The organism is Paenibacillus glucanolyticus (assembly GCF_037333485.1).
In the GTDB taxonomy this organism is placed as follows: Bacteria; Bacillota; Bacilli; order Paenibacillales; family Paenibacillaceae; genus Paenibacillus_AQ; species Paenibacillus_AQ glucanolyticus.
Map to the genome: position 1 here is coordinate 471,142 of NZ_CP147845.1, position 23,721 is coordinate 494,862.

Consider the following 23,721-nt stretch of genomic DNA (forward strand, 5'->3'; position numbering starts at 1 on the left):
CTACGGTTTGGCGGGGAGGGCCGATGCCATCCGCGCCTTCGTTTTGTTAAGAACTGCACTTCGCATTAACGGAAAGGAGTGACTTCATTCAATGGTTGTACTTTGGGAGAATATTGTAATTTCAATTCTTGCATTTGGCGTTCTGTATGTGTTGCTTCATAAATTTGCTTTCGGCAAATTGTTTGCAATCATGGAGCAGCGTCGAGAATTGGTTATTAATCAAATAGACGAGGCTTCTAAGACTCGTGAACAGGCACATGTCTATGTTGAGGAGCAAAAACAGGCGCTGAATCAGGCACGACAAGAGGCACATGATATCATCGAGCGTTCAAGACAGACCAGCAACAAGCAAGCTGAGCAAATTGTTGAGCTCGCCAAGGAGGAAGCGGATCGCATCAAAGTTGATGCTCTGCGCGACATCGAAAGCGAGAAGAACAAAGCCGTTGCCGAGCTTCGCAGCGAATTGGGAAGCGTATCTGTAAGGATTGCATCCAAGCTGATTGAGCGGGAAGTAAAGAATGACAAAGCCCAAGAAGAACTGGTGGATCAATACCTTAAAGAGGTAGGAGGCAGACCATGAGCCAAAATACAGTAGCAGCCAAGCGATATGCGCGGGCGCTGTTCGAAGTGGCGGCTCAGCAGCAGAAGGGTCTGGAAGTGGAAGAGGAGTTGCGGGCTGTCGTATCTGCCATTGAAGGCGATTCCGACATTCAGAAATTCATCTCCACACCGAATATTCCCCAGTCCGTGAAGATGAACGTAATCAGCCAGGCGCTGGCAGGGAAAGTATCGCAGCCTGTATTGAACACGATTGAATTGCTTCTTGACAGAGGGCGTACAGAAATGTTCGCCGAACTGCTGAACAGTTATGTGAAGATACAAGGTGCGAGCTTAGGAATGGCGGACGCCACAGTATTCTCTACCTACCCGCTTAGCGATCAGGAAAAAGAACAGGTGGCTTCGGAATTCGGACAGTTAGCGAATCAGAATATCCGGGTTACCAATGTGGTGGACGAGAGCTTGCTCGGAGGCCTGAAAGTAGTCATTGGCGACAAGCTGTATGACGGAACTCTTGCCGGGAAGCTGGAACGTCTTGAAAAGTCTTTTAATAGACGAGCATAGTAGATAGGGGTGAAAACGTTGAGTATCAGACCTGAAGAAATTAGTACTTTAATCAAAAGTCAAATTGAAGAATATAAATCCGATATCACTGTCTCTGAAGTAGGTACGGTTATTCAAGTAAGTGATGGTATTGCTCGCGTGTACGGCTTGGAGAACGCGATGTCCGGGGAACTTCTGGAGTTCCAGAACGGCGTGTTTGGTCTGGCGCTGAACCTTGAAGAGAGCAATGTCGGTGTCGTTATCCTGGGACCTTACTCCGAAATCAAGGAAGGCGATCAGGTAAAACGTACAGGACGGATCATGGAGGTTCCTGTTGGTGAAGCTCTGCTTGGACGTGTTGTTAATCCATTGGGTCAACCGCTTGATGGTAAAGGGCCAATCGAGGCAGCGGCATTCCGTCCGGTTGAGAGCAGCGCACCAGGCGTTATCGACCGTAAATCTGTTCATGAACCGATGCAAACCGGTATTAAAGCAATCGACGCGATGGTACCTATCGGCCGCGGACAGCGCGAGCTGATTATCGGTGACCGCCAAACAGGTAAAACCACCGTTGCGATCGATACGATCCTGAATCAAAAAGGCAGCGGCGTTAAATGTATTTATGTAGCTATCGGACAAAAGCAATCCACTGTAGCACAGGTTGTTGAAACTCTTCGCCGTCATGGTGCGCTGGAGTACACCATTGTTGTTACGGCTTCGGCTTCTGAGCCGGCTCCACTGCAGTACATCGCTCCATACGCAGGCTGCGCAATGGGTGAGTACTTCATGTACAAGGGCGAACATGCACTTATCATTTATGATGACTTGTCCAAACAAGCGGCAGCTTACCGTGAGTTGTCCTTGCTCCTCCGTCGTCCTCCGGGCCGGGAAGCTTATCCGGGTGACGTATTCTACCTGCATTCCCGCTTGCTGGAACGTGCAGCGAAGCTCAGCGATGAGCTTGGCGGTGGTTCATTAACCGCACTGCCATTTATTGAAACACAGGCTTCTGACGTATCTGCTTACATTCCAACCAACGTAATCTCGATTACGGATGGACAGATCTTCCTGGAGTCCGAGTTGTTCTACTCCGGTCAGCGTCCAGCGATTAACGTCGGTATTTCGGTATCTCGTGTCGGTGGTTCCGCGCAGATCAAAGCGATGAAAAAGGTTGCAGGCGGCATGAAGCTGGATCTTGCGCAATATCGTGAGCTCCAGGCTTTCTCCCAGTTTGGATCCGATTTGGATAAATCAACCTTGGCTCGCTTGAATCGTGGTGCAAGATTGATGGAAATCCTGAAGCAGGGTGTGAACCAGCCGTTGTCCGTTGAACAACAGGTGGTTAGCTTGTACGCAGCTGTTAAAGGATATATTGATGATATCGAGGTTGCAGACGTGCGTCGTTTCGAGAGCGAATTCCTCGCGTTTATTGGTAGCAATAAGCCGGAAATTCTTCAATCTATTACGGATACGAAGGATCTGACGTCCGATAACGAGAATGCATTGAAAGCAGCTATTGATCAATTTAAGAAGGGCTTTGCCACTTCGGTTTAAGTTCCTTAAGGCAAGTTAATAGGAGGGGAGCCGGGTTATGCCCGGCATCCTCTTTCATCATATGGAATGTAGCTTTGGCTGTGACCAAAGTGATTTTTACAAAAGGTGTGGCTTTGGTCCTAGCCAAAGCTTGGTCTACGCGTACGGAGTAACTTTGGCTGTACCCGAAGTTATGTGTTGCTTACGAAGTCAGCTTTGGCTTCGCCAAAGCTAGGCTTATGCTTACGAAGTAACTTTGGCTTTGCCAAAGTTTAAGGTGGTGAAAACATGGCAAGAGGATTACGTGATATTAAGCGGCAGATCAAGAGTGTTCAGAACACCAGGCAGATCACCAAGGCGATGGAAATGGTTGCGGCTGCCAAGCTGAGAAGAGCTCAAGAGAAGGCAACCTCTGCGCTTCCATATTCTGAGAAGCTGAAAGAGGTGGTCGGCAGCATCGCTGCTGGAACCAATGGAATCAGCCATCCTATGCTGGAGAAGCGTGAAGTGAAGAAAACCGGCTATCTGGTTATCACTTCGGACCGTGGTCTTGCGGGTGCATCAAACTCCAACATTTTGCGTAAAGTATCGAATTTTATCGCAGAACGCCATCAGTCCAAGGACGAGTATTGCCTGTTTGTAATCGGACGCAAAGGGCGGGATTATTTCCGCCGTCGTGGACTTCCGGTTGTTGAGGAGCTCACCGATCTATCCGACAGTCCGACCTATGCAGATATTAAGACCATCGCTAACGCGGCGGTTCATCAATATGAGCTGGGTCAGATTGATGAGTTATACGTGTGTTATAACCAATTCGTGAATGCCTTGACTCAGATCCAAGAGGTTTCCAAGCTGCTGCCGATGGAGAACATTGGTGGTGGGAACGTGACGCAATATGAGTATGAGCCGTCTGCTGAGGGCGTGCTTGAGGTTCTTCTTCCGAAATATGCAGAAACGTTGATTTTCAGTGCGATGCTGAATGCCAAGGCCAGTGAGCTTGGTGCGAAAATGACGGCTATGGGAGCAGCAACGAAGAATGCGAGCAAGATGATCAATGAGCTCAACCTCACATACAACCGTGCTCGTCAGGCTGCCATAACGCAGGAAATTTCCGAGATTGTGGGCGGAGCTAACGCTCAGCAATAATGCACGATGGAATTCTTAACTTAGTATTTAACGGATATGCGGCAATGTCATGAGCCGCTTTTACGATCATCGTTCACCGCTAGAGGTGAGCGGGTAGGAGGGAAAACGAATCAATGAAAAAAGGACGCGTTGTCAGCATTACAGGTGCTGTAGTTGACATTGAATTTGAACGCGGTCATCTTCCCGAGATTTTTAATGCTGTCAAGATTGAAGCAACGCTGGAAGGCGGCCGCTCGGTTGATTTGACTTTGGAAGTATCCAATCATTTGGGTGATAATCTGGTTCGTTGTATCGCGATGTCATCCACTGACGGTCTCATTCGCGGTATCGAAGCTGTGGATTTGGGTAGACCGATCACGGTTCCTGTAGGTTCCGCTACACTTGGCCGCGTATTTAATGTATTGGGTGAGCCGATCGATAATGCAGGTGACGTTGTATCCGAAATTAATAACCCGATCCACCGTGAAGCTCCTCCATACGATGAGCTTTCCACGCAAGCAGAAATGCTTGAAACGGGTATCAAAGTAATCGACTTGCTTGCTCCATACCAAAAAGGCGGAAAAATCGGTCTCTTTGGTGGTGCGGGCGTAGGTAAAACCGTTGCGATCCAGGAATTGATCAACAATATCGCACAAGAGCACGGCGGTATCTCCGTATTCGCAGGCGTAGGTGAGCGTACTCGTGAGGGTAATGACCTTTACCACGAGATGAGCGATTCCGGCGTTATTAATAAAACCGCGATGGTATTCGGTCAAATGAACGAGCCTCCGGGTGCCCGTCTTCGCGTAGCGTTGACCGGTTTGACAATGGCGGAATATTTCCGTGATCAAGAAGGTAAAGACGTGCTTCTCTTTATCGACAACATCTTCCGCTTTACTCAAGCGGGTTCCGAAGTATCTGCCCTTCTGGGCCGCATGCCTTCCGCGGTAGGTTACCAGCCAACACTGGCATCCGAAATGGGACGTCTGCAAGAGCGGATTACCTCTACGAAAAAAGGTTCTGTAACATCCATCCAGGCTATCTATGTACCGGCGGATGACTATACGGATCCAGCTCCGGCTACAACGTTTGCTCACTTGGATGCAACGACCAATCTGGAGCGTAAAATTTCCGAGATGGGTATCTATCCTGCGGTAGATCCACTTGCATCAAGCTCCCGGATTTTGGCTCCTGAAATTGTGGGTGAAGAGCATTACAATGTTGCTCAAGGCGTTAAGAAAATTCTTGCTCGTTACAACGAGCTTCAAGATATCATCGCAATCCTTGGTATGGACGAGTTGAGTGAGGAAGATAAAGCGATTGTTGGACGTGCTCGTCGTGTTCAACGTTTCTTGTCCCAAGCTTTCCACGTTGCCGAGCAGTTCAACGGCATTCCCGGTAAATACGTACCGGTTAAAGAAACCGTACGCAGCTTTAAAGAGATCCTGGAAGGCAAGCACGACCACCTTCCGGAAGCGGCTTTCCTGTTCGTAGGTACGATTGAAGAGGCAGTTGAAAAAGCAAAAACATTGTAAGCTGACGCTCCGTGATCAGCAGACCAAAACCGTACTCACAATGAGCCTGTGAGGTCTGCTGCGCGAGTTTTCTGCGGAAAACGGTGAGGAGGGATGGAAGTGAGCACCATTTTGTTGGAAATCGTAACGCCGGATCGCCTGGTCTACTCCGAGCAGGTGAACAGTGTTACGGTGCGTGGGGTCGAGGGAGAACTGGGCATCTTGCCTGGTCATATTTCCTTCGTTACACCGCTTCAGATAGCGCCAGTTTATGTGAAGATCGGCAACGAGAGAACCCCGTTTGCGGTACAAGGCGGTTTCGTCGAAGTCCGTAAAGATAAGATTGTCATCCTGGCGGAAAGCGCAGAGAGAGCGGGAGAAATCGATCTGGAGCGTGCGGAAGCCGCGAAGGAAAGAGCGGAAACTCGCCTGAATGCGAAGGGAAGGCAGGACGAAGTTGATCATCGTCGCGCGGAATTGGCCCTGCAAAGAGCCATGAACCGGATCAAGATCTCCAATTAATCATAAGGCAGCTCGATGCTATAATAGCAGCGGGCTGTTTTTTTATTCCTGAGAGAACCCAATGAAATGAAGAATAACCGGGAATGGGGAGGCAAATCTATGAAACAGGCGTTTATCATACGCTGTTAACTATCGCTTTTAATAGATTCGTTACATATGATGTAGTATTAAAGAGAGAAGGGAGGTCATCCCTATGGCTATACTGCTTCCGGAACAAATCTTCTCCTTGGCTCCCAGTGTCGGAAAATCTTTCTATGAACATCAAGCTGGTGTCGATGCTTCTGTTACGATTAGCAATTTTTCGGACGAACCTATATCTTTGGTCATCACCCGGGTCGGAGCTCCTGCATTAACCTATGTAATAGAAGCCCATGACCGACGAGTGTTTAGCATCGAGTTATTGCAGATGGCCGCACTGTTAACCGGCTCGTCAGCTGCTTACGGAACGATTGTTGTGGCAACGACGGAATAGTGTAAGGGGAGTTGAAGTAGGAGTGAGATAGGTTTATTATGCCTGGACTATATTTTGGAGTCCGGGTATTTTTTTGATATTGGAGTGGTATAAATAGAAGTCTAAGGAAGATTTTATGGGATTGGAGTAAGGAATTGTAATAATTTGGAGAGAAAATGTTGGAAATATTGGCTTCATATAATAGTGTGTAAACGCTCTAATATAGAAGATGTGGACAAGACTTTATTATTTCCGAGGAAATGTGGCTAGAAAGTGCTGGATTCTTAGCCTCCAGCCAAGTATTATAGAAGAGTCGGTCCTGAATAGGGCATGATAAATATATGTAGGGGGAGGGAATATGAACCAGGATTTATCTAATTCCATCAGTGCAGTCGGTGTCAATGGATTACTCTCCATTGTTATTTCACTGATCTGTATCGCACTGGCTTGGTGGGCACTGCAGCAAGTAAAGCTGGATTTGGTTGTCCGCCATCCCAAAGGACCACAGGGTAAGTTGTTGCATTTACTGCTGGCTGTGGTGCTTGGACGATTCGTTGCTGAATTCCTAATTGACTATATTACATGGAGTCAAATGATCCGATATATGTTTTAGCACGGGTATGGCTGTAAGTTCGTACATTACACAAAGGGGTATGCAGCAAGGCGTCTTTTAAAGAAAGCTGTTGCATGATCTGTATGTTTGGCGATATTTTACTCGTCTGTTTTAATTATTGTATGATTGGTTATATCACTGTTAGGTTGCTTGAAATAAGATGTCGAATAAACGCATTTTATTATGTTAACACTGAGATTAAGGACTTGATCGGGCGGACGGTGACTTCCGGACTATAATGTTCACCCGGTAATTGTTATGCATTGACAAGAGCTGGTCGGTCATGGTACCTTTCGTAGGTCCATACTGCGGATAACAGATGTTTCACATAAGGTGGCATTATGGATGTCCGGTTCCTGGTGTAGACACCATATCAGATGTCATAAATAGTTCAAAAATCGCTTGTTTGGCGGAAATCACCAATGTTAAGATGAAAGTTAGGGAATTAGCAACAACTAAAACGAACACAAGCATATCAGGAAAATTATGGACGCGGAGGGAAACCATGATGAGCAAATTTATCGTCCGCGGTGGCAAAAGACTGACCGGAAGCGTCAAAGTCAGCGGAGCAAAAAATTCAGTTCTTCCGATCATCGCTGCCTCTCTACTAGGGGAAGTTGGGGAAAGTGTTATCATTGACGCACCTCCTCTTGACGATGTAATTACAATCAGTAAAGTATTGGAGTCGCTTGGTGCGGGCATTACATATCAAGATGAAGTGATACGTGTGAATGCAGAGCACATAACGACATGTGAAGCGCCTTATGAATGGGTGCGGAAGATGCGAGCGTCTTTTCTGGTCATGGGACCTTTATTGGCACGTTGTGGACGAACCCGGATTTCACTTCCAGGGGGATGTGCTATCGGCACGAGACCTATTGATCAACACCTAAAAGGATTTGAAGCTCTCGGGGCGGAGATTAGCCTCGGACAAGGATATATTGAAGCGAAGAGCAACGGCAGATTGCGTGGAGCGAAGGTCTACTTGGACGTCGCAAGCGTTGGTGCTACCGAAAATATTATGATGGCTGCTACATTGGCTGAAGGGGTTACGGTAATCGAAAATGCGGCAAAAGAGCCGGAAATTGTCGATTTAGCGAATTACCTGAATGCCATGGGTGCCAAAGTTCGCGGTGCGGGCACAGGTGTAATCCGCATTGAGGGCGTTGAGAAGATGCATGGCGTTGAGCATAACGTGATTCCAGACCGGATTGAAGCAGGTACCTTTATGGCGGCTGCAGCGATCACAGGCGGGGATGTTTATGTAGAAGGTGCCATTGCCGATCATCTCGGACCTGTCATTTCCAAGATGGAAGAGATGGGGATTACCATTGAACCGGATGAGAATGGGATTCGCGTTATCGCTGACAAACCTTTGAAGTCGGTTGATGTTAAAACATTGCCATACCCTGGATTCCCAACTGACATGCAATCGCAGATGATGGCGCTCTTGCTGGTGTCGGAAGGTACAAGTGTGGTTACAGAAACGGTATTCGAGAACCGCTTCATGCATGTGGATGAATTCCAGCTGATGAATGCGGAGATTAAAGTCGAAGGACGTTCTGCCATCGTAACTGGTGGCGCCGAGCTTAAGGGAGCCAAGGTAACTGCAACCGATCTGCGTGCAGGAGCTGCTTTAATATTGGCAGGGCTTGTATCTGAGGGTACGACTGAAGTTGGTGGTGTGCAGCATATTGATCGCGGGTATGTTCATTTAGCGGAAAAGCTGTCTGGACTGGGTGCGGATATCTGGCGCATTTCGACGGAAGATCAGAGTACGGAGAAGGTTTCGAAGAAAGTGGCAAGCGAAACCGAAGACGCGAAACTGTTTAAAGTCCAACCCACTTGGGTATAATACGTACGATTGTTATCCATCTTTACAGGATGGACAGGATAGAATGAATAAGAAGTGGCTTCGCTGTTAACGGCGAAGCCACTTCTTTTGGTATGGGCACACGGTTGACGTGAATTCTCTTATATAAAGATTACAGAACCATGAGAGGGCAGAATCTATTTGCTAACTGGCTTGCAGCCTTCGATGTCTTTTCCTCCTTTCTCTTAGAAGGGTTCTATCAAATGGCGGTATCTCATAAGTATAAGTAGAGCATGACGGAAATGAGAGTAATCCGGCACATACCAGGGGAGAAGGCACAGGAGGGAAAAACAAATGAAAGATTCTAAGGTTCGGGTGAAGGTGGGCATTGCAGGGAAAGAACGAGCAATGGATCCGAAGACCATCCCGGAGGAAGGGGCAACTGGGCAACCCTATCAAGTTCCAGCGGAAGGGTCGGCGGCTCCCGTGTTGAAATGGGAATTTCCCGGAGAACTTGAGAAGACATCCAAATTCGACAAAGCACATACCCATGATTCGATATCGGACAAAAAAGAATCGGAGCCCAGGCCGCGCGGGCTCCGCGGCCCGGCGAGAGGGCCGGACGCCTTCGGCCAGTCCGGCCATGGCCCGCGGGCGGCGCATACGCCGCCGCCCGACCGCCCCGCTGGCGCCCCTGCGCATGGCGCCGCGCCAGCCCCCGGCGGGCCAGCGGCCATGCCGCAGGGCCCGCACCCCGCGCCCGAGCCGCAGCGCTATGCGCAGGCGGCTGCGGGCCGCGCACCGCGCGGAGGCCGCACGTTCCGTGTGCGGCCCGCGCGCTGGGGACGCCGCGGCTTTGCCGCGCGGCGTCCGGCCGCCGGGGGGCGGCGGGTGCGGGTGCACCCCGCCATCTGGGCGGTGGCCGTGCTGCTGGCCTTGGCACTGGCGCTGCCGCTGCTGGTTGTTGCCCCGGGCAACAACGCACCGGAGCCGCTGCCGCCGGGGCCCGCCCCGCTGCCTTCCGCCGAGCCGGGGGCGGCGGAAGAGCCCACGGTGTCCGTCTATTTAACCAAGACGGACACCGTGGAGGAACTGCCGCTGGAACAATACCTCGTCGGCGTTCTGGCCGCCGAGATGCCGGCCGAGTTTCAGCTGGAGGCACTCAAGGCCCAGGCCATTGCGGCACGGACCTATATCGTGCAGCGGCTGGCGTCCGGCGACCGCAGCGGCGTGCCGGACGGCAAGGCCCTGGTGACCGACACGGTCAGTCACCAGGCATATATCGCTCATGACGAGCTGACCGAGGAATGGCGGCGGCTGGGGAAGGAAGCCGAGCTGGGGAAGCTCCAGCAGGCGGTAAAGGAAACGGCGGGATTGGTAATGACATACAAGGGCAAGCCGATCACGGCTTCTTTTTTCTCTACCAGCAACGGCTATACTGAAAATTCAGAGGATTATTGGAAGAATGAAATTCCTTATCTGCGCAGTGTGGAAAGTCCATGGGATAAACAAATCTCGCCCAAGTATAAAACGACGGTCACGATGCCGCGCTCGGAATTCGTAGGGAAGCTCGGTCTGGCGGACGGTGCGGTACCGGTATCGGCGGGCGGGGACGGGAACGCCTCTTCTTTTTTGAAAGTACTCTCCTATACGCAGGGGCATCGGATTGAGAGTGTGCGGGTGGGAGGCAAGACATTTACCGGTCGCGAGGTAAGAGAGAAGCTGGGCCTCCGATCAAGTCAGTTCAGCCTGGTGATGAAAAATGGCGAGATAGAGATTACCACCTATGGCAACGGCCATGGCGTTGGCATGAGCCAGTACGGAGCAGAGGGCATGGCCCGCGAGGGATATGAGGCGAAAGAGATTCTGAAGCACTACTATACGAATATTTCTTTTGACAAAACTTCAAATCTTCTCTCTTCAAAAAAATAATAGTGAGATTACGTATAAAAGAGTTGACCCCGGTAACAATGGTTACTGAGGTGATTGCAAATGAATGAACAAAACAAAAATAGTAAACCCCACGAAGAAGCTCCTAAAACTGTGCAAGGAGATTCGACGGTACCGTCATCTTCGTGGAAGAAAGCTTTATCCAAACGGTGGGTGTTCCCGGCAGCATACTTAGCAGCAGCGGCAATTATACTAACCCTCGTGTGGGTCTACCAGGACGCCAGCCAAAAAACGCTGAAGCCACAAGGGGAAGCCAATGTTTCGGAGTCTGTACAGAGTTCGGAGAAACCTGCAACAGAAGGTAAAGACGGAGAAGCAGTAGAAGTAACCGCCAATGCACAATCGATGATCTGGCCGGTAGCCGACGACGTAGCTGTGAGCATTGTCAAACCTTATTTTGACGAAACGAACCCGGAAACGCATCAGGAGGCGATGGTTCAATATAATGACACCTTCACGCCGAACCTGGGAATCGACCTGGCCACTGCAGATGACACGATGTTTGAAGTCAGAGCCGCGCTTACAGGAAAAGTGACTCGCGTTGAGAATCATCCGCTTAACGGAAACGTAGTGGAGATTACCTCCGGTGATACGAAGACGGTTTACCAAAGCTTGAACGAAGTGAAAGTTAAGGAAGGCGCTGAAGTGAAGCAGGGCGATTCCATCGCAACTGCCGGACGCAGTGAGTTTGAGAAGGATCTCGGCAACCACGTGCACTTCGAAGTGTATGAGGGCGGGAAACTGGTCAACCCTGTGAGTGTGCTTCCGCAAAAATAATTTCATTTCTTCGTACAATGCGCCCACCGCGCACTTGAAGAGGGCAGGATCTTGAGATCCTGTCTTTTTTTTGTTTAGGGTTTCGAAGGCAAGTCCAACCCTTGCCGCGCCTTGTATTATGGACATTTCATACTTGTCCATGACCAGCATGTCCAGAAAATAAATGAGTCCAAGTAAGCTTGTCAGCCCGTGAAACCGCGAATATCCCGTCATGCCCCTCATATAATGTACCAAACTATCCACACAGTAGGGAGGCGGGAGCGTGCACGATTACATCAAGGAGCGGACCATTAAGATCGGACGCTGTATCGTGGAAACGAGGCATACGGTTCGAACCATAGCCAAAGAATTTGGCGTGTCGAAAAGCACGGTGCATAAGGACTTAACCGAACGTCTGCCGGAGATCAACCCGGACCTGGCGGATCAGGTGAAGCACATTCTCGAATATCACAAATCCATCCGCCATTTGAGAGGCGGGGAAGCTACCAAGATCAAGTACAAAAAAACCGGCAGCAATCGTGAACCGGTGGCCACGGCCAAATCCTGATATTTAGGGCTTAGGTCACTAGATTGGCGTTGAATCCCTCCCCTAAAGTATGATATGTTAAAAGCTGGTATAGGATCGAAATATGGGACCTGTTTTGCCGAAGATCATCATGAATTGCTGGATTTTGTCGATTGATGCATTGGCGCAGCGAACAGTGACCCTTACCATAAAATAACACTTTGGGGGCTTTTCATGATGTTGAGCAAGGATATTGGAATCGATCTCGGAACGGCGAACGTGCTCATTCACGTTAAGGGGAAGGGGGTAGTGTTAGACGAACCTTCCGTTGTCACTATTGAGACCGACACCAAGCGAGTCCTTGCCGTCGGTGAGGAAGCACGGCGCATGGTCGGGCGCACTCCCGGCAACATTACGGCGATCCGCCCGCTGAGGGACGGGGTCATCGCCGACTTCGAAATTACAGAAGCGATGCTGAAGTACTTTATTGATCGCGTGGGCGCGCGCAGTTGGCACAGCCGGCCCCGAATCCTCATCTGTGCTCCCACCAACATTACTTCGGTGGAGCAGAAGGCGATCCGGGAAGCGGCTGAGCGCAGCGGCGCAAGAGATGTGTTCCTGGAAGAAGAACCGAAGGCAGCGGCAATTGGCGCAGGGATGGATATTTTCCAGCCAAGCGGTAACATGGTTGTGGACATCGGGGGCGGCACCACGGATGTGGCCGTCCTGTCCATGGGCGATGTGGTCACCGCTTCTTCGATTAAGATGGCAGGGGACAAGTTCGACGAAGCGATTACGAAGTACGTGAAGCATAAATATAAATTGCTGATCGGTGAACGGACGGCAGAGGATCTGAAGGTGGCGATCGGCACGGTTCGTCCTGGGGGTAGACAAGCTGAGATGGATATTCGCGGACGCGACATGGTATCCGGTCTGCCGTTTACCGTAACGGTTTCTTCGGCCGAAGTACAAGAAGCCTTGTGGGACCCGGTTTCATCGATTGTACTCGCGGCGAAATCCGTGTTGGAACGGACACCGCCAGAGCTGTCGGCGGACATCATCGATCGCGGCGTTATTTTAACGGGCGGCGGTGCACTTCTTCATGGATTGGACGAGTTGTTGACGGACGAGCTTCGGGTTCCGGTACTCGTTGCAGAGGATCCGATGCACTGTGTGGTAAAAGGAACGGGAATTATGCTCGATAATTTGGACAAGGTCGTTAAGAAAAAGTTCTAACCTTCCGATATAGATGATAGGAACAACATGAGCATGGAATGATTCGGTATAATCACCACGATGAGATTAGCGATCTGCTTCGAAATACGCCCGCGTTGACAACAGCGGAGAGGGCGGAATTGTAATGGAGAAGCGAAGCGGTCGCCTTTGTTTTTGGATTTCAACCCTATCCAACATAGTTACAAGAAATCCAAAAACAACAGCGATTGGAAGTACAATCTGTCATCGTAGCGATCGTTATATCGACTAAGGTTGTTATGATTCGTTAATGGAAGGGAAGTGCCTTCATTGTTAAGAGGTCTATATACAGCAGCTTCGGGGATGATGACCCAGGAGCAGCGACATAATACGGTGACGCAGAACATCGCCAACGTCAACACAGCAGGCTACAAGGCAACAAACAGCGTGCAGCGTTCGTTTCCTGAAGTGCTTGTCTCCATGATTGGGGGCAACGATTCGTCGAACGCAGGCCGGAAGCTGGGTAAGTTTAATACCGGCGTGTATGCGGAGGAGAGCATCTCGCTTTATACCGAAGGCGCGCTTCGGGAAACCGGCAAGAACACAGACTTCGCGCTGGTATCCTCCTTTACCGTTCAGAATCCGGCAACGGGTCAGGATTATCCGTTCGATGCTTCCGGCAGATATGTCGATGAGAACGGCGAGGTTATCTATAGACCCGAAGGTTTTTTCACGGTTCAGGACGAGAATGGGGATACCCGGTATACCCGTAACGGGAGCTTTCGGGTGAGCCCGGAAGGTAACCTGCTCAGCGAGAGTGGCTATCAGGTTCTGGATAACAATAACAGACCGATTATATTGACAGGCTCGGCGTCTGACTTTACAGTGAATGAGCAAGGAGAAATCATGGACGCCGCTGGCAACGGGACAGGCATCATCCTGGGAGTCAGTATTGTAAGCCAGCCTCATGGGCTGATTCGCGAAGGGAATGGCGTGTTCCGCATGTCCGATCCGGACGGGGAAGTGCGGTTCATGACACCGGCCGATAACGGAGTGGTTCGTCAGGGATTTATTGAAGGGTCCAACGTGGATCCGACGCAATCGATGGTGGAATTGACCGCTGCGCTGCGCGCGTATGAAACGAATCAGAAAATCGTTCAATATTATGACAGGACGCTGGAGAAGGCGGTCAATGAGATTGGCCGAGTATAAGCAGTGTCTACAGGTTGGCAGGCAGCAGCGTGCTGCCGTATGAATATGTGAGCCCACGGGAGGTAAGTGATGAACAACTCGATGATTAGCGCTATGGTGTCGATGAATGCTCTCCAGCAGAGACTGGATGTCATTGCGGACAATATGGCAAACGTCAACACGGCTGGTTACAAAAAAAAGGAAGCCTCCTTTGATGATGTGCTGACTCAGGTTCAGGGTCATCATAAGGATTTTGACCGGACGGCCCGTTCGACACCGCTAGGCTATACTCTCGGGTATGGCATGAGACTATCTTCCGTTGTGCAGAACATGGAGCAGGGAGCTATGAAGGAAACGGGGAATCCCTTCGATCTGATGATTGATGGACAAGCCATGTTTGCGGTTCAGGGAGATGGCGCAATTGGATACACCCGCGAAGGCGGATTTCATGTAACCCCGGATGCCCGTAACCCTAACAACTTGCTGCTGGCCAATTCGCAGGGCTACCCTGTGCTCGACGTGAACAATAATCCCATTTCGTTCCCGTCCAAAGGGAAAGTTGCCGTGAATGAGAAAGGTCAGATTATATTGGAGACCTTCGCAGGCGTCCGCTCGATTGTGGCTACCTTGAAGGTGGTTGAGCTCGAGCGTCCGGAAGGCTTGGTTGCTGTGGGCGATAATTTGTTTGTCGTTGGGGAAGGCTTGACGGAAGGAGATGTGTTTGATTTAACACCTCCTGCTCCGGGCGAGCCTCCGAAATCTTCGGTGCTTTCCGGTTTTGTTGAGCAATCCAACGTCAATCTGACCGATGAAATGACCAAGATGATGGAAGTTCAGCGAGCCTACCAGCTCATGGCACGTGCGCTAAGTTCCAGCGATACCATGATGAACCTTGCCAACACAATGCGAGGGTAGGTGGGCATCATGAGTGAATCAAAAGCCAAGAAGCGCTCCAAAACTTCCGGATGGAAACTAGCCGTCCGCATCATGATTCCTGTATTGCTTATATTGGCATTATTCGGAGGAATGGTCTTCGGTTATGTTGTGCTTGGGCATCAGGAGTTCAGTGAAGTGTTTGAATGGAGCACGTGGAAGCATGTTTTTGATTTGATATTTGCGCCATGACGGAATGTCAGGGCGAGTTAACAATTGAATTGTACCGCGATGCCGAACTCCCTCTAGGGGAGTTTTCTTTTTTTGGGGTTAAACGGTATAATGGGATGGGACTTGCGTATTAACTTTGTCATTTCATGACGATGGACGGATGTATATCAAAAGGGCCCTCTCCTTGAACACAAATGTCCGAAAGGAGAAAGCCCCTTATCTGAAACCTTCACTTCTGCAGTGGTGAAGGATATCCATCATTTTTACCGCAGATCCTTCTTTTTATGCATATGATTTGAAATTCATGTAGCTAACCTCAAAGATGAAGCATGATAGAACATCAACAACACTGCCCGCAGCTATACGTATATGGCATAACGGAAGCATATGGAACAGACTGCCCTTTTCAAACACTATGCTTGGCGGGTACGTACATAAGGAGGATTTTAATACTATGTTGAACATCAAACAGATTCAAGAGATTATTCCGCATCGTCCCCCATTTTTGCTGGTCGATAAGATCGTGGAGATTGAGGATGGCAAACGTGCGGTCGGCATCAAGAACGTCACGATCAACGAGCCTTTTTTTGTCGGACATTTCCCTGAATATGCGGTTATGCCAGGCGTGCTGATTGTAGAGGCTTTGGCGCAAGTGGGCGCTGTAGCGATTCTCAACGTGGAGAGCAATCGGGGCAAGCTTGGCTTTTTGGCGGGTATTGACGGGTTCCGCTTTCGCGGACAAGTGGTGCCGGGCGATACGCTGCGACTGGAAGTCGAGATTACCCGCCTGAAGGGCATGATCGGTAAGGGGAAAGCGACCGCAACGGTTGATGGGCGTGTAGTTGCCGGGGGAGAGATTATGTTTGCTCTCGCGGATAAGGAGTAATCTTCAGACTATTCTTGTTTGGATGAGGAAGGGAGACTTTTTTTCATGTCAGAGATGAGTCAGAGAACAATCGATACGGTACAGCGTTGGTTGAATGATCCTTATGTTGATGAGGAGACCAAGCAGGAGCTTCGTTCACTTGAGCACGATGCGAAGGAGCTGGAGGAACGGTTTTATCGTGATCTGGAATTTGGAACGGGCGGTTTGCGCGGTGTCATCGGCGCAGGCAGCAACCGGATTAATAAATATACGGTAGGTCGGGCTACACAAGGCTTTGCACGCTATATTCTGGAGGCGCACGGGGCTGCAGATGGGAAGCCGTCTGTTGTTATCGCCCATGATTCCCGCCATTTTTCGCCTGAGTTTGCATTGGAGGCGGCTTTGGTACTGGCCGGCAACGGAATTGTAGCGAAGCTGTATCCTTCCTTGCGCTCTACACCGCAATTATCCTTCAGTGTGCGCCATCTGGGTGCTACCGGAGGAATTGTCATTACGGCCAGCCATAATCCGCCGGAGTATAACGGTTATAAGGTATACAACCGCGAGGGCGGTCAGTTGGTACCAAGCGAAGCTGAGAACGTGATTGCCCGAATTCAGGAAGTGGATTCTTTTTCCGCCGTGAAGAGGCTGTCACAGGCTGATGCCGAGGCTCAGGGTCTGCTGGTATGGCTTGGCGAAGCGGAGGATCAGGCTTTTGCCGATACGGTGACAAATGTCAGTGTGAACCGGGAGCTTATCGCGTCCAAGCTTGGCGAGGATTTCAAGATTGTTTTTACCCCACTGCATGGAACGGGGCAAGCCCCCGTCGAACGCGTGCTTCGAAACATCGGCTTCAAGCATATCTATGTCGTTCCGGAGCAAGCTAAGCCGGATGCCAATTTCTCCACCGTAAAGTCACCGAACCCGGAAGAGCGGGAGGCGTTCACACTCGCAATGAAGCTTGGCGAGGAAGTGGGGGCTGACATTCTGATCGGGACAGACCCGGATGCAGATCGCATGGGGGCTGTTGTGAAGAACAGCCAGGGCGAATACGTTGTGCTGACTGGTAATCAATCCGGTGCCATTATGATTCATTATTTGCTGGGTCAATTGAAGGAAGCAGGGAAGCTGCCAAGCAATGGAGCTGTTATCAAGACCATTGTTACCAGTGAGATGGGAGCGGCAATTGCCGAGCATTATGGTGCAGCCGTGCTGAATACATTGACGGGCTTTAAATACATTGGGGAGAAAATGACCCAATTCGAAGAGTCCGGGAGTCATACGTATTTGTTTGGTTATGAGGAGAGCTACGGATATCTGGCAGGCAATTATGCACGCGATAAGGATGCTGTACTCGCTTCGATGCTGATATGCGAAGCTGCGGCATACTACAAAGGTCAAGGCAAAACCTTATACGATGTGCTGCAGGAGCTGTATGAGCAGTTCGGTTATTTCCTCGAATCACTGGAGTCCCGTACGCTGAAAGGCAAAGACGGCGTTGCGCAGATTCAAGCGAAGATGTCCGATTGGCGCAATCATGCACCGGAGGAAGTCGGGTGCGTACTGGTCAAGCAAGTGCTTGATTATGCGGAGGGCCTGGACGGGCTGCCGAAGGAAAACGTGTTAAAATATTTGCTTGAGGACGGTTCTTGGTTCTGCTTGAGACCTTCAGGCACCGAGCCCAAGATCAAAGTGTATTTTGCCGTGCGAGGTGAATCCCTCGCCGATGCCAAGGCCAAAATTCAATCGCTCTCGGATCATGTCATGGCCCGGGTAGACGCTTAACCATAGATACATTTTAATGAGAGAAGAGAACGAAGGGGATTTACGATGGTTGCTGCAAGGCCTAAGGGCTGTTGCCCTCCATCGTAAATTCCTATAGGTTCGATGAGGAGGTACTTTCGTGGTTCAGAAATGGAAACGCTGGAACACGGCAGCCCGCAAGTGGCTGTGGATTCTGGTTGTTCTTGGCGTTGCAGCGGCCCTGCCTGTAGGTTATGACCGACTGCAAACAGAGTCGACATCAAACAACGTTGAGTTGGTGTTCGATTATCGGGATTTGTTGGATGTCGCGGCGTATCAGTCTAAGCCGCAGGATTTTGTCTCCGAGCAGCTGGATCGCCTGAAAGACGCCGGCGTGATCAGTATGGCACTGTATGAAAGCACGCTGGACGAGCTGGCAAAATCGCGGCGGATTTCGGTTTATGACGGGCAGCAGGTTGCTGATCTGACAGGCACGACGATTTCTCCGAACGAGAATTTTACGTATGTTGCTTTTCTGAACGAGGAGAGCGCAGCTTTAATTAAACCGATTATTGAGGAAACCTTTACGAGACTCGATATTCCGGTAAGACCATGGCAGTTCGACCGTGCAGTGGATGGTCTAGTTCTGGAAACCCCACGCTCCAATGCGGTCATTAAGCCGTTGTCTCCAGATCCGATTACCATTGGCATGCTTCGGGACAAGGGCTTTAACATTGTGCCGCGTCTGTCTGACAGTCTTCCATATGATGAGGCCTATATGGAGAACCTGATGGCTTATTTCGCGGAAAACGGTGTGAAACGGATTCTGTTTGAAGGCGAATCTGCCAAAGGTTTCAATGATAATGCGGAAGAGAAGAGCCTGGATTCCTTTGCACAGCTATTGAACCAATATGATATCGGCCTGGTGGCCATTGAGAACATTAAACGTCCGCAAAAAGGGTTCACGAAACTGGCTTATTTAACGGATTACAATGTAACCCGTATTTATTCCCTTAGTGAGCGGGATGCTAATCTCGAACCGGAGGTTATTGGGGACCGCTTTGCTTTAGCGTCCAAAGACCGTAACATCCGGATGTTTTATTTGAATGCCGAGCCGAGCCGGGATATGACCAAAGCATCCGTCACCCATCCGCTCGATAATCTGATTGACAGTTTGACCGGATCGGGTCAAGCCATCAAACAGATGGAGGACAATGGGTTCACGATGGGTCCTGCAGAGCCGTTCCAAGTGACCGACTCGTTCTTGCAGCGATACTTTAAGCTTGGAGCTGTTGTCGGAGCCGTGGCTTTGATCTCACTGATGGTGTCCCACTTCATTCCGTTCCTTACCATCGCAGCCTTCCTGATCGGCCTGGTGGGCAGTGCAGGATTGTATGTTCTTAATGCATCATTGCTAGAGCAGGCGCTTGCTTTATTTGCCGCCATCAGTGCTCCGACGGTAGCTGTCATTCTAGCTATTCGAAAAGTCAATGAAACGCAGCAAACCATACCGGACATGACTCCTGGCAGAAGAGTGACACATTCCATCGTATTGCTGCTGAAGACCTCTATTCTGTCGCTTGCAGCCGTACCGATCGTTGTAGCTCTATTAAACAATGTAACGTATATGCTTGTTCTGGAGCAGTTCCGTGGTGTCAATTTGCTTGCCGCGGCACCGATTGCGCTCATTGCCGTTTACGTGATTCTGTACCGCGGCGGATCTACGTACCACTCGATCTTGAAGCTGCTAAAGTCTCCGATTACGCTGACTTGGGTCATTGCAGCCGGCATTGTGGCGATCGTCGGTTGGTATTATCTCACCCGTACAGGTAATTCAGGCTCCGTTTCATCCATCGAGATGGCATTCCGATCTTTCTTGGAGAATATATTCGGCGTACGCCCTCGTAACAAGGAGTTCTTGCTGGCCCATCCAATGATGGTGCTTGGCGTATTCCTGTCATTTAAGTATCGCCATGCTGTCTATCTGCTCATTATCGGTGTGATGGGGCAGCTGTCGATGGTCGGAACATTCACGCATATTCACACGCCACTCTATATTTCAGCTATTCGGGTCCTGCTGGGTCTTGGACTTGGTCTGATTATCGGATTGATCGCAATATTGGTATGGCAAGTGGCAGAAAGGATCTGGAAACGATGGTCTCCACTTCTAAGACGATAGTCATTTCCGGATATTACGGATTTAAAAATAGCGGTGATGAAGCGGTGCTGAAATCGATTCTGACCGCTTTGGAACAGGAAGGACAGGCAGCGGGAGTTGAGATCAACCCGGTTGTACTCTCCATCGACCCGGAATGGACATCCGATGCCTACGGCGTAAAGTCCGTGCATCGGATGAAACTTGGAGAGGTTCGTCAAGCGATCAAGGCCAGTGACGGCTTGATCAGCGGTGGAGGAAGTCTGCTGCAAGATGCAACCAGTCCAAAGACGATTCCTTATTATCTGGGCGTTCTTAAGATTGCTCAATGGCTCGGCAAACCTACATTTATTTATGCTCAGGGCGTAGGCCCGGTGAATCGTAAACTCTTTTATCCCATGATCCGTTCCGTTTTCCGCAAATGCACTTACATCTCCGTGCGTGACATCCAGTCGGGCGAGCTGCTTCAGTCCATGGGAATATCAGCTGAAGCGATTCACGTCGTACCGGATCCGGTTATGGGTTTGCCGCTGCCAGAAGACGAAAATGCTTGCATCGACAATAATGCAGTACATCACAGGTCGTTGCGTGAGATGGATGCAGGCAAGCAAGAACTGCATACAGATGAGGCTTTTGCTGAAGATCATCATGATAAGACAGAACTTGGAGTCCATGTTGACACTAATGATGGGAACAGACTGGGTATTGTTTCCTCAACTGAAGAGACTGCGAATACACCATTGTCGTCGGAAAGAGCTGATGTTGCTTCTGTTTCTTCTATTGAAATACACAAGGATTCTGGTGAAGGGGTATCAACGCAAGAAATACACCAGAATACCGGTGAAGGAGTACGATCGCAACAAGTGCACGAGTACTCCGGTGAAGAAATGCCATCACAGTCATCATCAACAAGTCATGAAACGGGAGATGCTCTGCCGGTCATCGGCATTTCGGTTAGATACTGGAATCCGGAGCGAAAAGAACTGAAGGCTATTGGGGAAGGTTTAAAGGCATTAGCCGAACAGCGCCCCGTACACCTTCGTTTTCTTCCTTTTCATCAGCCGGATGACCTAGAGGCTTCGCAGTTTATTGTTAGCCAGATTGGTGATATCTCCCGGAATGGCTCTATGATCAGTTTCTACCATGATGAGAAGCAGCCGCAGGACATGCTGCGTGAGGTCAGTCATTGTGATTTGATATTGGGCATGCGACTGCACAGCCTGATCTATGCAGCGAATCAGAGTGTGCCGCTGCTCGGCATTTCCTACGATCCGAAGATTAATCACTTTTTGAAGCGGCTTGGCAGCGAGCCTGTCGGAACCAGTGAGTCGCTTGATGGAGATGTGTTGAAGGACCAGATGCTGCAGTTGTTGGACGGTGCACTGGCATGGAGAGCGGAGCACGGTGAGCAGATTGCTGTTTTGAAACGGGAGGCGGCTAAACCTGCGCGTCACATTGCCCAATATTTACGCCATAGAGGATGATAAACATGAAACAGACCTATCCATTTCCTACCGTATCGGTGTTCGAAGTACCTTTTTCTAAACTGAATATGAAGGATACGGTAAAATACTTGACCGAGGCTGTGCAATCGAGGCAGCCCCACCATGTCATTACGGCAAATCCGATTATGGTGATGACGGCCGTAAATAATCCGGATTACAAACAGATGATGCGCACCGCGGAAATGATCGTTCCGGACGGAACGGGCATCGTCTGGGCTGCTGGTGTGGGTGGCGAGCCGATTGAGGGACGCGTAACCGGCTTCGAACTTTTACATGAATTATTGAAGGTCGGGGAAACCTATAGATGGAAGTTCTATCTGCTGGGTACAACCGCCGAAGTGATTCAGGAAGCTGCCGAGCGGTTACAAATGCAATATCCGGCTGCGATTATATGCGGCCACCGGGACGGTTTTTTTGGACCTGATGAGGATTCTGCCGTGATCGAGGAGATCCGTGCAGCTTCTCCGGATGTTTTGTTTGTGGCTCGCGGTGCGGACAACCAGGAACCTTGGATTGCCCAGCATAAACAAGCGCTTCATGTCCCTGTGATTATGGGAGTCGGGGGATCCTTTGATATTATCTCCGGTAAACTGAAACGGGCACCAAAAGTGTTCCAAAAGCTGCGTCTCGAATGGTTTTATCGCCTTCTGAAGGAGCCTACCCGCTATAAAAGAATGCTTGCGCTGCCGAAATTCGTAGTGAAAGTGCTGCGCGAGAAAGAAAATGTAACGAAAACGGGCTAAATGGCTCATTTCTGTGGGGAAAATCCGGGATATCACCGGAAATTGGCATTGGTTTTCGGACCCGAAGGGAGTATAATTCAACCGGTAGACAATATTGGGGGTCGAATGATTACATGTTAATGATATACATCATCGGGTTTATCGTATCGCTCGCGCTCGCCCTGCTCTTAACGCCGCTTGTGAAGAAGTTTGCTGTTAAGGTTGGTGCAGTTGACGTTCCTAATGCCCGCAAGGTTCATACGCGGATCATGCCCCGACTCGGGGGACTCGGCATTTATCTGGCTTTTATTCTTGGACTGATTGCAGTTCTTCCTTTTTTGCCAGACAGCTTGTCGGCTCGTGATGCCAACTTTATGAAGGCATTTCTGATCGGCGGTTCCATGATCGTGTTGATCGGAGCCTTGGATGATCGATTTGAACTCTCTGCCAAGGTTAAACTTTTGGCTCAGATTGCAGCTGCTTGTGTAGTTGTATTCGGATTTAACATTACTGTGGACTTTGTAAATATACCATTTCAGGATCGGTACTCCATGCTGGAGAGCTGGGTGTCGATTCCATTGACCATCTTCTGGATTGTCGGTGTAACCAATGCGATTAATCTGATTGACGGTCTCGACGGTTTAGCTGCCGGCGTATCAGGTATTGCGATCAGCACAATCCTGGTCATGGCTATTCTGATGGGCAATACAACCGTAGCATTGCTCTGCTTGCTGCTGCTTGGCAGCATTATCGGGTTCCTGTTCTTTAACTTCCATCCTGCCAAGATTTTTATGGGGGATACGGGCTCGCTGTTCCTCGGATTCAGTTTGGCCATGCTTTCTTTGCTCGGCTTTAAGCAGATTGCGATTGTGTCCTTCATTACACCGTTGATAATCATCGGCGTACCGTTGTCTGATACATTTTTTGCTATCATTCGCCGCAAGATTCAGAAGAAGCCGATCTTTGCGCCAGATAAGGGACATCTCCATCACTGCCTGCGTGAGCTTGGATTCAGTCACCGCCAGACGGTGCTGATTATTTATGTGATTGCTGCATTTTTCGGTGTGCTGGCTGTCATTCAATCCTCTGCCGCTATGTATGAAGCGAACTGGGTGACCTTTGTTGTCATCTGCGTCATGATGTGTTTCATGCAGATCGGTGCTGAGGTTATCGGCTTGGTCGGCAAAACCAAGCGGCCGATTCTTGGCCTGATTAATCGAATGCGGATGAAGGCTAATACCGAGAGCCGCACCAAGTAGAACTTATTCTTTTTCATATTGCGTCCGAATAAGACAAGTCTGCCTCACCTAAAAAGGTGAGGCTTTTTTGTATGTTTTG

Annotated in this window: 22 protein-coding genes; all 22 read left to right on the plus strand. The window is 49.9% G+C overall.

Annotation, left to right across the window (positions count from 1 at the left end; genetic code table 11):
* The first annotated feature begins 91 nt into the window (after nucleotides 1-91).
* The 22 genes from atpF to WDY75_RS02295 all read left to right on the plus strand — a co-directional run bounded on the left by atpF (nucleotide 92) and on the right by WDY75_RS02295 (nucleotide 23,642).
* Nucleotides 92-580 carry a F0F1 ATP synthase subunit B gene (gene atpF, locus WDY75_RS02190; protein WP_006213097.1) on the plus strand — a complete coding sequence of 163 codons (489 nt, stop codon included), beginning with the start codon at nucleotides 92-94 and terminating at the stop codon, nucleotides 578-580.
* Nucleotides 577-1,122, plus strand: a complete 546-nt coding sequence (locus tag WDY75_RS02195; protein WP_063478006.1) for a F0F1 ATP synthase subunit delta — start codon at nucleotides 577-579, stop codon at nucleotides 1,120-1,122. Before atpF ends, WDY75_RS02195 begins: the two co-directional genes overlap by 4 nt.
* Nucleotides 1,123-1,140: 18 nt before the next feature.
* Complete coding sequence (gene atpA / locus WDY75_RS02200; RefSeq protein WP_006213095.1) at nucleotides 1,141-2,655, plus strand: F0F1 ATP synthase subunit alpha; 1,515 nt, start codon at nucleotides 1,141-1,143, stop codon at nucleotides 2,653-2,655.
* A 267-nt stretch (nucleotides 2,656-2,922) separates the two neighbouring features.
* Entirely contained in the window at nucleotides 2,923-3,780 is an 858-nt protein-coding gene (gene atpG, locus WDY75_RS02205) for an ATP synthase F1 subunit gamma (protein ID WP_063478005.1), read from the plus strand.
* Between the two features lie 113 nt (nucleotides 3,781-3,893).
* On the plus strand, nucleotides 3,894-5,294 hold the full coding sequence (gene atpD, locus WDY75_RS02210; protein ID WP_006213092.1) for a F0F1 ATP synthase subunit beta: 1,401 nt from the start codon (nucleotides 3,894-3,896) through the stop codon (nucleotides 5,292-5,294).
* A 99-nt stretch (nucleotides 5,295-5,393) separates the two neighbouring features.
* Entirely contained in the window at nucleotides 5,394-5,795 is a 402-nt protein-coding gene (locus tag WDY75_RS02215) for a F0F1 ATP synthase subunit epsilon (protein ID WP_036639978.1), read from the plus strand.
* Nucleotides 5,796-5,988: 193 nt separating this feature from the next.
* Entirely contained in the window at nucleotides 5,989-6,267 is a 279-nt protein-coding gene (locus tag WDY75_RS02220) for a hypothetical protein (protein ID WP_006213090.1), read from the plus strand.
* A gap of 337 nt (nucleotides 6,268-6,604) precedes the next feature.
* Nucleotides 6,605-6,859, plus strand: coding sequence for a DUF1146 family protein (locus tag WDY75_RS02225; protein ID WP_006213089.1), 255 nt, complete (start codon nucleotides 6,605-6,607; stop codon nucleotides 6,857-6,859).
* Nucleotides 6,860-7,367: 508 nt separating this feature from the next.
* Entirely contained in the window at nucleotides 7,368-8,714 is a 1,347-nt protein-coding gene (gene murA / locus WDY75_RS02230) for a UDP-N-acetylglucosamine 1-carboxyvinyltransferase (RefSeq protein ID WP_006213088.1), read from the plus strand.
* Nucleotides 8,715-9,026: 312 nt separating this feature from the next.
* Complete coding sequence (spoIID, locus tag WDY75_RS02235) at nucleotides 9,027-10,604, plus strand: stage II sporulation protein D (RefSeq protein ID WP_338841893.1); 1,578 nt, start codon at nucleotides 9,027-9,029, stop codon at nucleotides 10,602-10,604.
* Nucleotides 10,605-10,664: 60 nt separating this feature from the next.
* Complete coding sequence (locus tag WDY75_RS02240) at nucleotides 10,665-11,399, plus strand: M23 family metallopeptidase (protein ID WP_040681076.1); 735 nt, start codon at nucleotides 10,665-10,667, stop codon at nucleotides 11,397-11,399.
* 262 nt (nucleotides 11,400-11,661) lie between these two features.
* Nucleotides 11,662-11,946 carry a sporulation transcriptional regulator SpoIIID gene (spoIIID, locus tag WDY75_RS02245; protein ID WP_009594246.1) on the plus strand — a complete coding sequence of 95 codons (285 nt, stop codon included), beginning with the start codon at nucleotides 11,662-11,664 and terminating at the stop codon, nucleotides 11,944-11,946.
* A gap of 195 nt (nucleotides 11,947-12,141) precedes the next feature.
* Nucleotides 12,142-13,140 carry a rod shape-determining protein gene (locus WDY75_RS02250; protein ID WP_063479709.1) on the plus strand — a complete coding sequence of 333 codons (999 nt, stop codon included), beginning with the start codon at nucleotides 12,142-12,144 and terminating at the stop codon, nucleotides 13,138-13,140.
* Between the two features lie 288 nt (nucleotides 13,141-13,428).
* Nucleotides 13,429-14,310 (plus strand): flagellar hook-basal body protein, encoded by an 882-nt coding sequence (locus WDY75_RS02255; protein WP_036639966.1) that lies wholly within the window; start codon nucleotides 13,429-13,431, stop codon nucleotides 14,308-14,310.
* Between the two features lie 69 nt (nucleotides 14,311-14,379).
* Nucleotides 14,380-15,204 carry a flagellar hook-basal body protein gene (locus WDY75_RS02260; RefSeq protein WP_063478004.1) on the plus strand — a complete coding sequence of 275 codons (825 nt, stop codon included), beginning with the start codon at nucleotides 14,380-14,382 and terminating at the stop codon, nucleotides 15,202-15,204.
* Between the two features lie 9 nt (nucleotides 15,205-15,213).
* Nucleotides 15,214-15,414 (plus strand): DNA-directed RNA polymerase subunit beta, encoded by a 201-nt coding sequence (locus WDY75_RS02265; protein ID WP_036639963.1) that lies wholly within the window; start codon nucleotides 15,214-15,216, stop codon nucleotides 15,412-15,414.
* Nucleotides 15,415-15,847: 433 nt separating this feature from the next.
* On the plus strand, nucleotides 15,848-16,279 hold the full coding sequence (gene fabZ, locus WDY75_RS02270) for a 3-hydroxyacyl-ACP dehydratase FabZ (protein WP_006213078.1): 432 nt from the start codon (nucleotides 15,848-15,850) through the stop codon (nucleotides 16,277-16,279).
* A gap of 45 nt (nucleotides 16,280-16,324) precedes the next feature.
* Nucleotides 16,325-18,043 (plus strand): phospho-sugar mutase, encoded by a 1,719-nt coding sequence (locus tag WDY75_RS02275; protein WP_063478003.1) that lies wholly within the window; start codon nucleotides 16,325-16,327, stop codon nucleotides 18,041-18,043.
* 118 nt (nucleotides 18,044-18,161) lie between these two features.
* The gene (locus WDY75_RS02280) at nucleotides 18,162-20,180 is read left to right on the plus strand and encodes a DUF5693 family protein (RefSeq protein WP_063478002.1); all 2,019 of its coding nucleotides are present in this window, start codon (nucleotides 18,162-18,164) and stop codon (nucleotides 20,178-20,180) included.
* Nucleotides 20,156-21,640 carry a polysaccharide pyruvyl transferase family protein gene (locus tag WDY75_RS02285; RefSeq protein WP_063478001.1) on the plus strand — a complete coding sequence of 495 codons (1,485 nt, stop codon included), beginning with the start codon at nucleotides 20,156-20,158 and terminating at the stop codon, nucleotides 21,638-21,640. Before WDY75_RS02280 ends, WDY75_RS02285 begins: the two co-directional genes overlap by 25 nt.
* 5 nt (nucleotides 21,641-21,645) lie before the next feature.
* On the plus strand, nucleotides 21,646-22,404 hold the full coding sequence (locus WDY75_RS02290) for a WecB/TagA/CpsF family glycosyltransferase (RefSeq protein WP_063478000.1): 759 nt from the start codon (nucleotides 21,646-21,648) through the stop codon (nucleotides 22,402-22,404).
* 113 nt (nucleotides 22,405-22,517) lie between these two features.
* Nucleotides 22,518-23,642 (plus strand): glycosyltransferase family 4 protein, encoded by a 1,125-nt coding sequence (locus tag WDY75_RS02295; RefSeq protein WP_006213073.1) that lies wholly within the window; start codon nucleotides 22,518-22,520, stop codon nucleotides 23,640-23,642.
* Nucleotides 23,643-23,721 lie beyond the last annotated feature (79 nt).

Bases quoted from the DNA above. Each gene is read 5' to 3' on its own strand.
- atpF (WP_006213097.1), top strand. From the start codon at position 92: ATGGTTGTACTTTGGGAGAATATTGTAATTTCAATTCTTGCATTTGGC.
- WDY75_RS02195 (WP_063478006.1), top strand. From the start codon at position 577: ATGAGCCAAAATACAGTAGCAGCCAAGCGATATGCGCGGGCGCTGTTC.
- atpG (WP_063478005.1), top strand. From the start codon at position 2,923: ATGGCAAGAGGATTACGTGATATTAAGCGGCAGATCAAGAGTGTTCAG.
- atpD (WP_006213092.1), top strand. From the start codon at position 3,894: ATGAAAAAAGGACGCGTTGTCAGCATTACAGGTGCTGTAGTTGACATT.
- WDY75_RS02220 (WP_006213090.1), top strand. From the start codon at position 5,989: ATGGCTATACTGCTTCCGGAACAAATCTTCTCCTTGGCTCCCAGTGTC.
- WDY75_RS02225 (WP_006213089.1), top strand. From the start codon at position 6,605: ATGAACCAGGATTTATCTAATTCCATCAGTGCAGTCGGTGTCAATGGA.
- murA (WP_006213088.1), top strand. From the start codon at position 7,368: ATGAGCAAATTTATCGTCCGCGGTGGCAAAAGACTGACCGGAAGCGTC.
- spoIID (WP_338841893.1), top strand. From the start codon at position 9,027: ATGAAAGATTCTAAGGTTCGGGTGAAGGTGGGCATTGCAGGGAAAGAA.
- WDY75_RS02240 (WP_040681076.1), top strand. From the start codon at position 10,665: ATGAATGAACAAAACAAAAATAGTAAACCCCACGAAGAAGCTCCTAAA.
- WDY75_RS02250 (WP_063479709.1), top strand. From the start codon at position 12,142: ATGTTGAGCAAGGATATTGGAATCGATCTCGGAACGGCGAACGTGCTC.
- WDY75_RS02260 (WP_063478004.1), top strand. From the start codon at position 14,380: ATGAACAACTCGATGATTAGCGCTATGGTGTCGATGAATGCTCTCCAG.
- WDY75_RS02265 (WP_036639963.1), top strand. From the start codon at position 15,214: ATGAGTGAATCAAAAGCCAAGAAGCGCTCCAAAACTTCCGGATGGAAA.
- fabZ (WP_006213078.1), top strand. From the start codon at position 15,848: ATGTTGAACATCAAACAGATTCAAGAGATTATTCCGCATCGTCCCCCA.
- WDY75_RS02275 (WP_063478003.1), top strand. From the start codon at position 16,325: ATGTCAGAGATGAGTCAGAGAACAATCGATACGGTACAGCGTTGGTTG.
- WDY75_RS02285 (WP_063478001.1), top strand. From the start codon at position 20,156: ATGGTCTCCACTTCTAAGACGATAGTCATTTCCGGATATTACGGATTT.
- WDY75_RS02290 (WP_063478000.1), top strand. From the start codon at position 21,646: ATGAAACAGACCTATCCATTTCCTACCGTATCGGTGTTCGAAGTACCT.
- WDY75_RS02295 (WP_006213073.1), top strand. From the start codon at position 22,518: ATGTTAATGATATACATCATCGGGTTTATCGTATCGCTCGCGCTCGCC.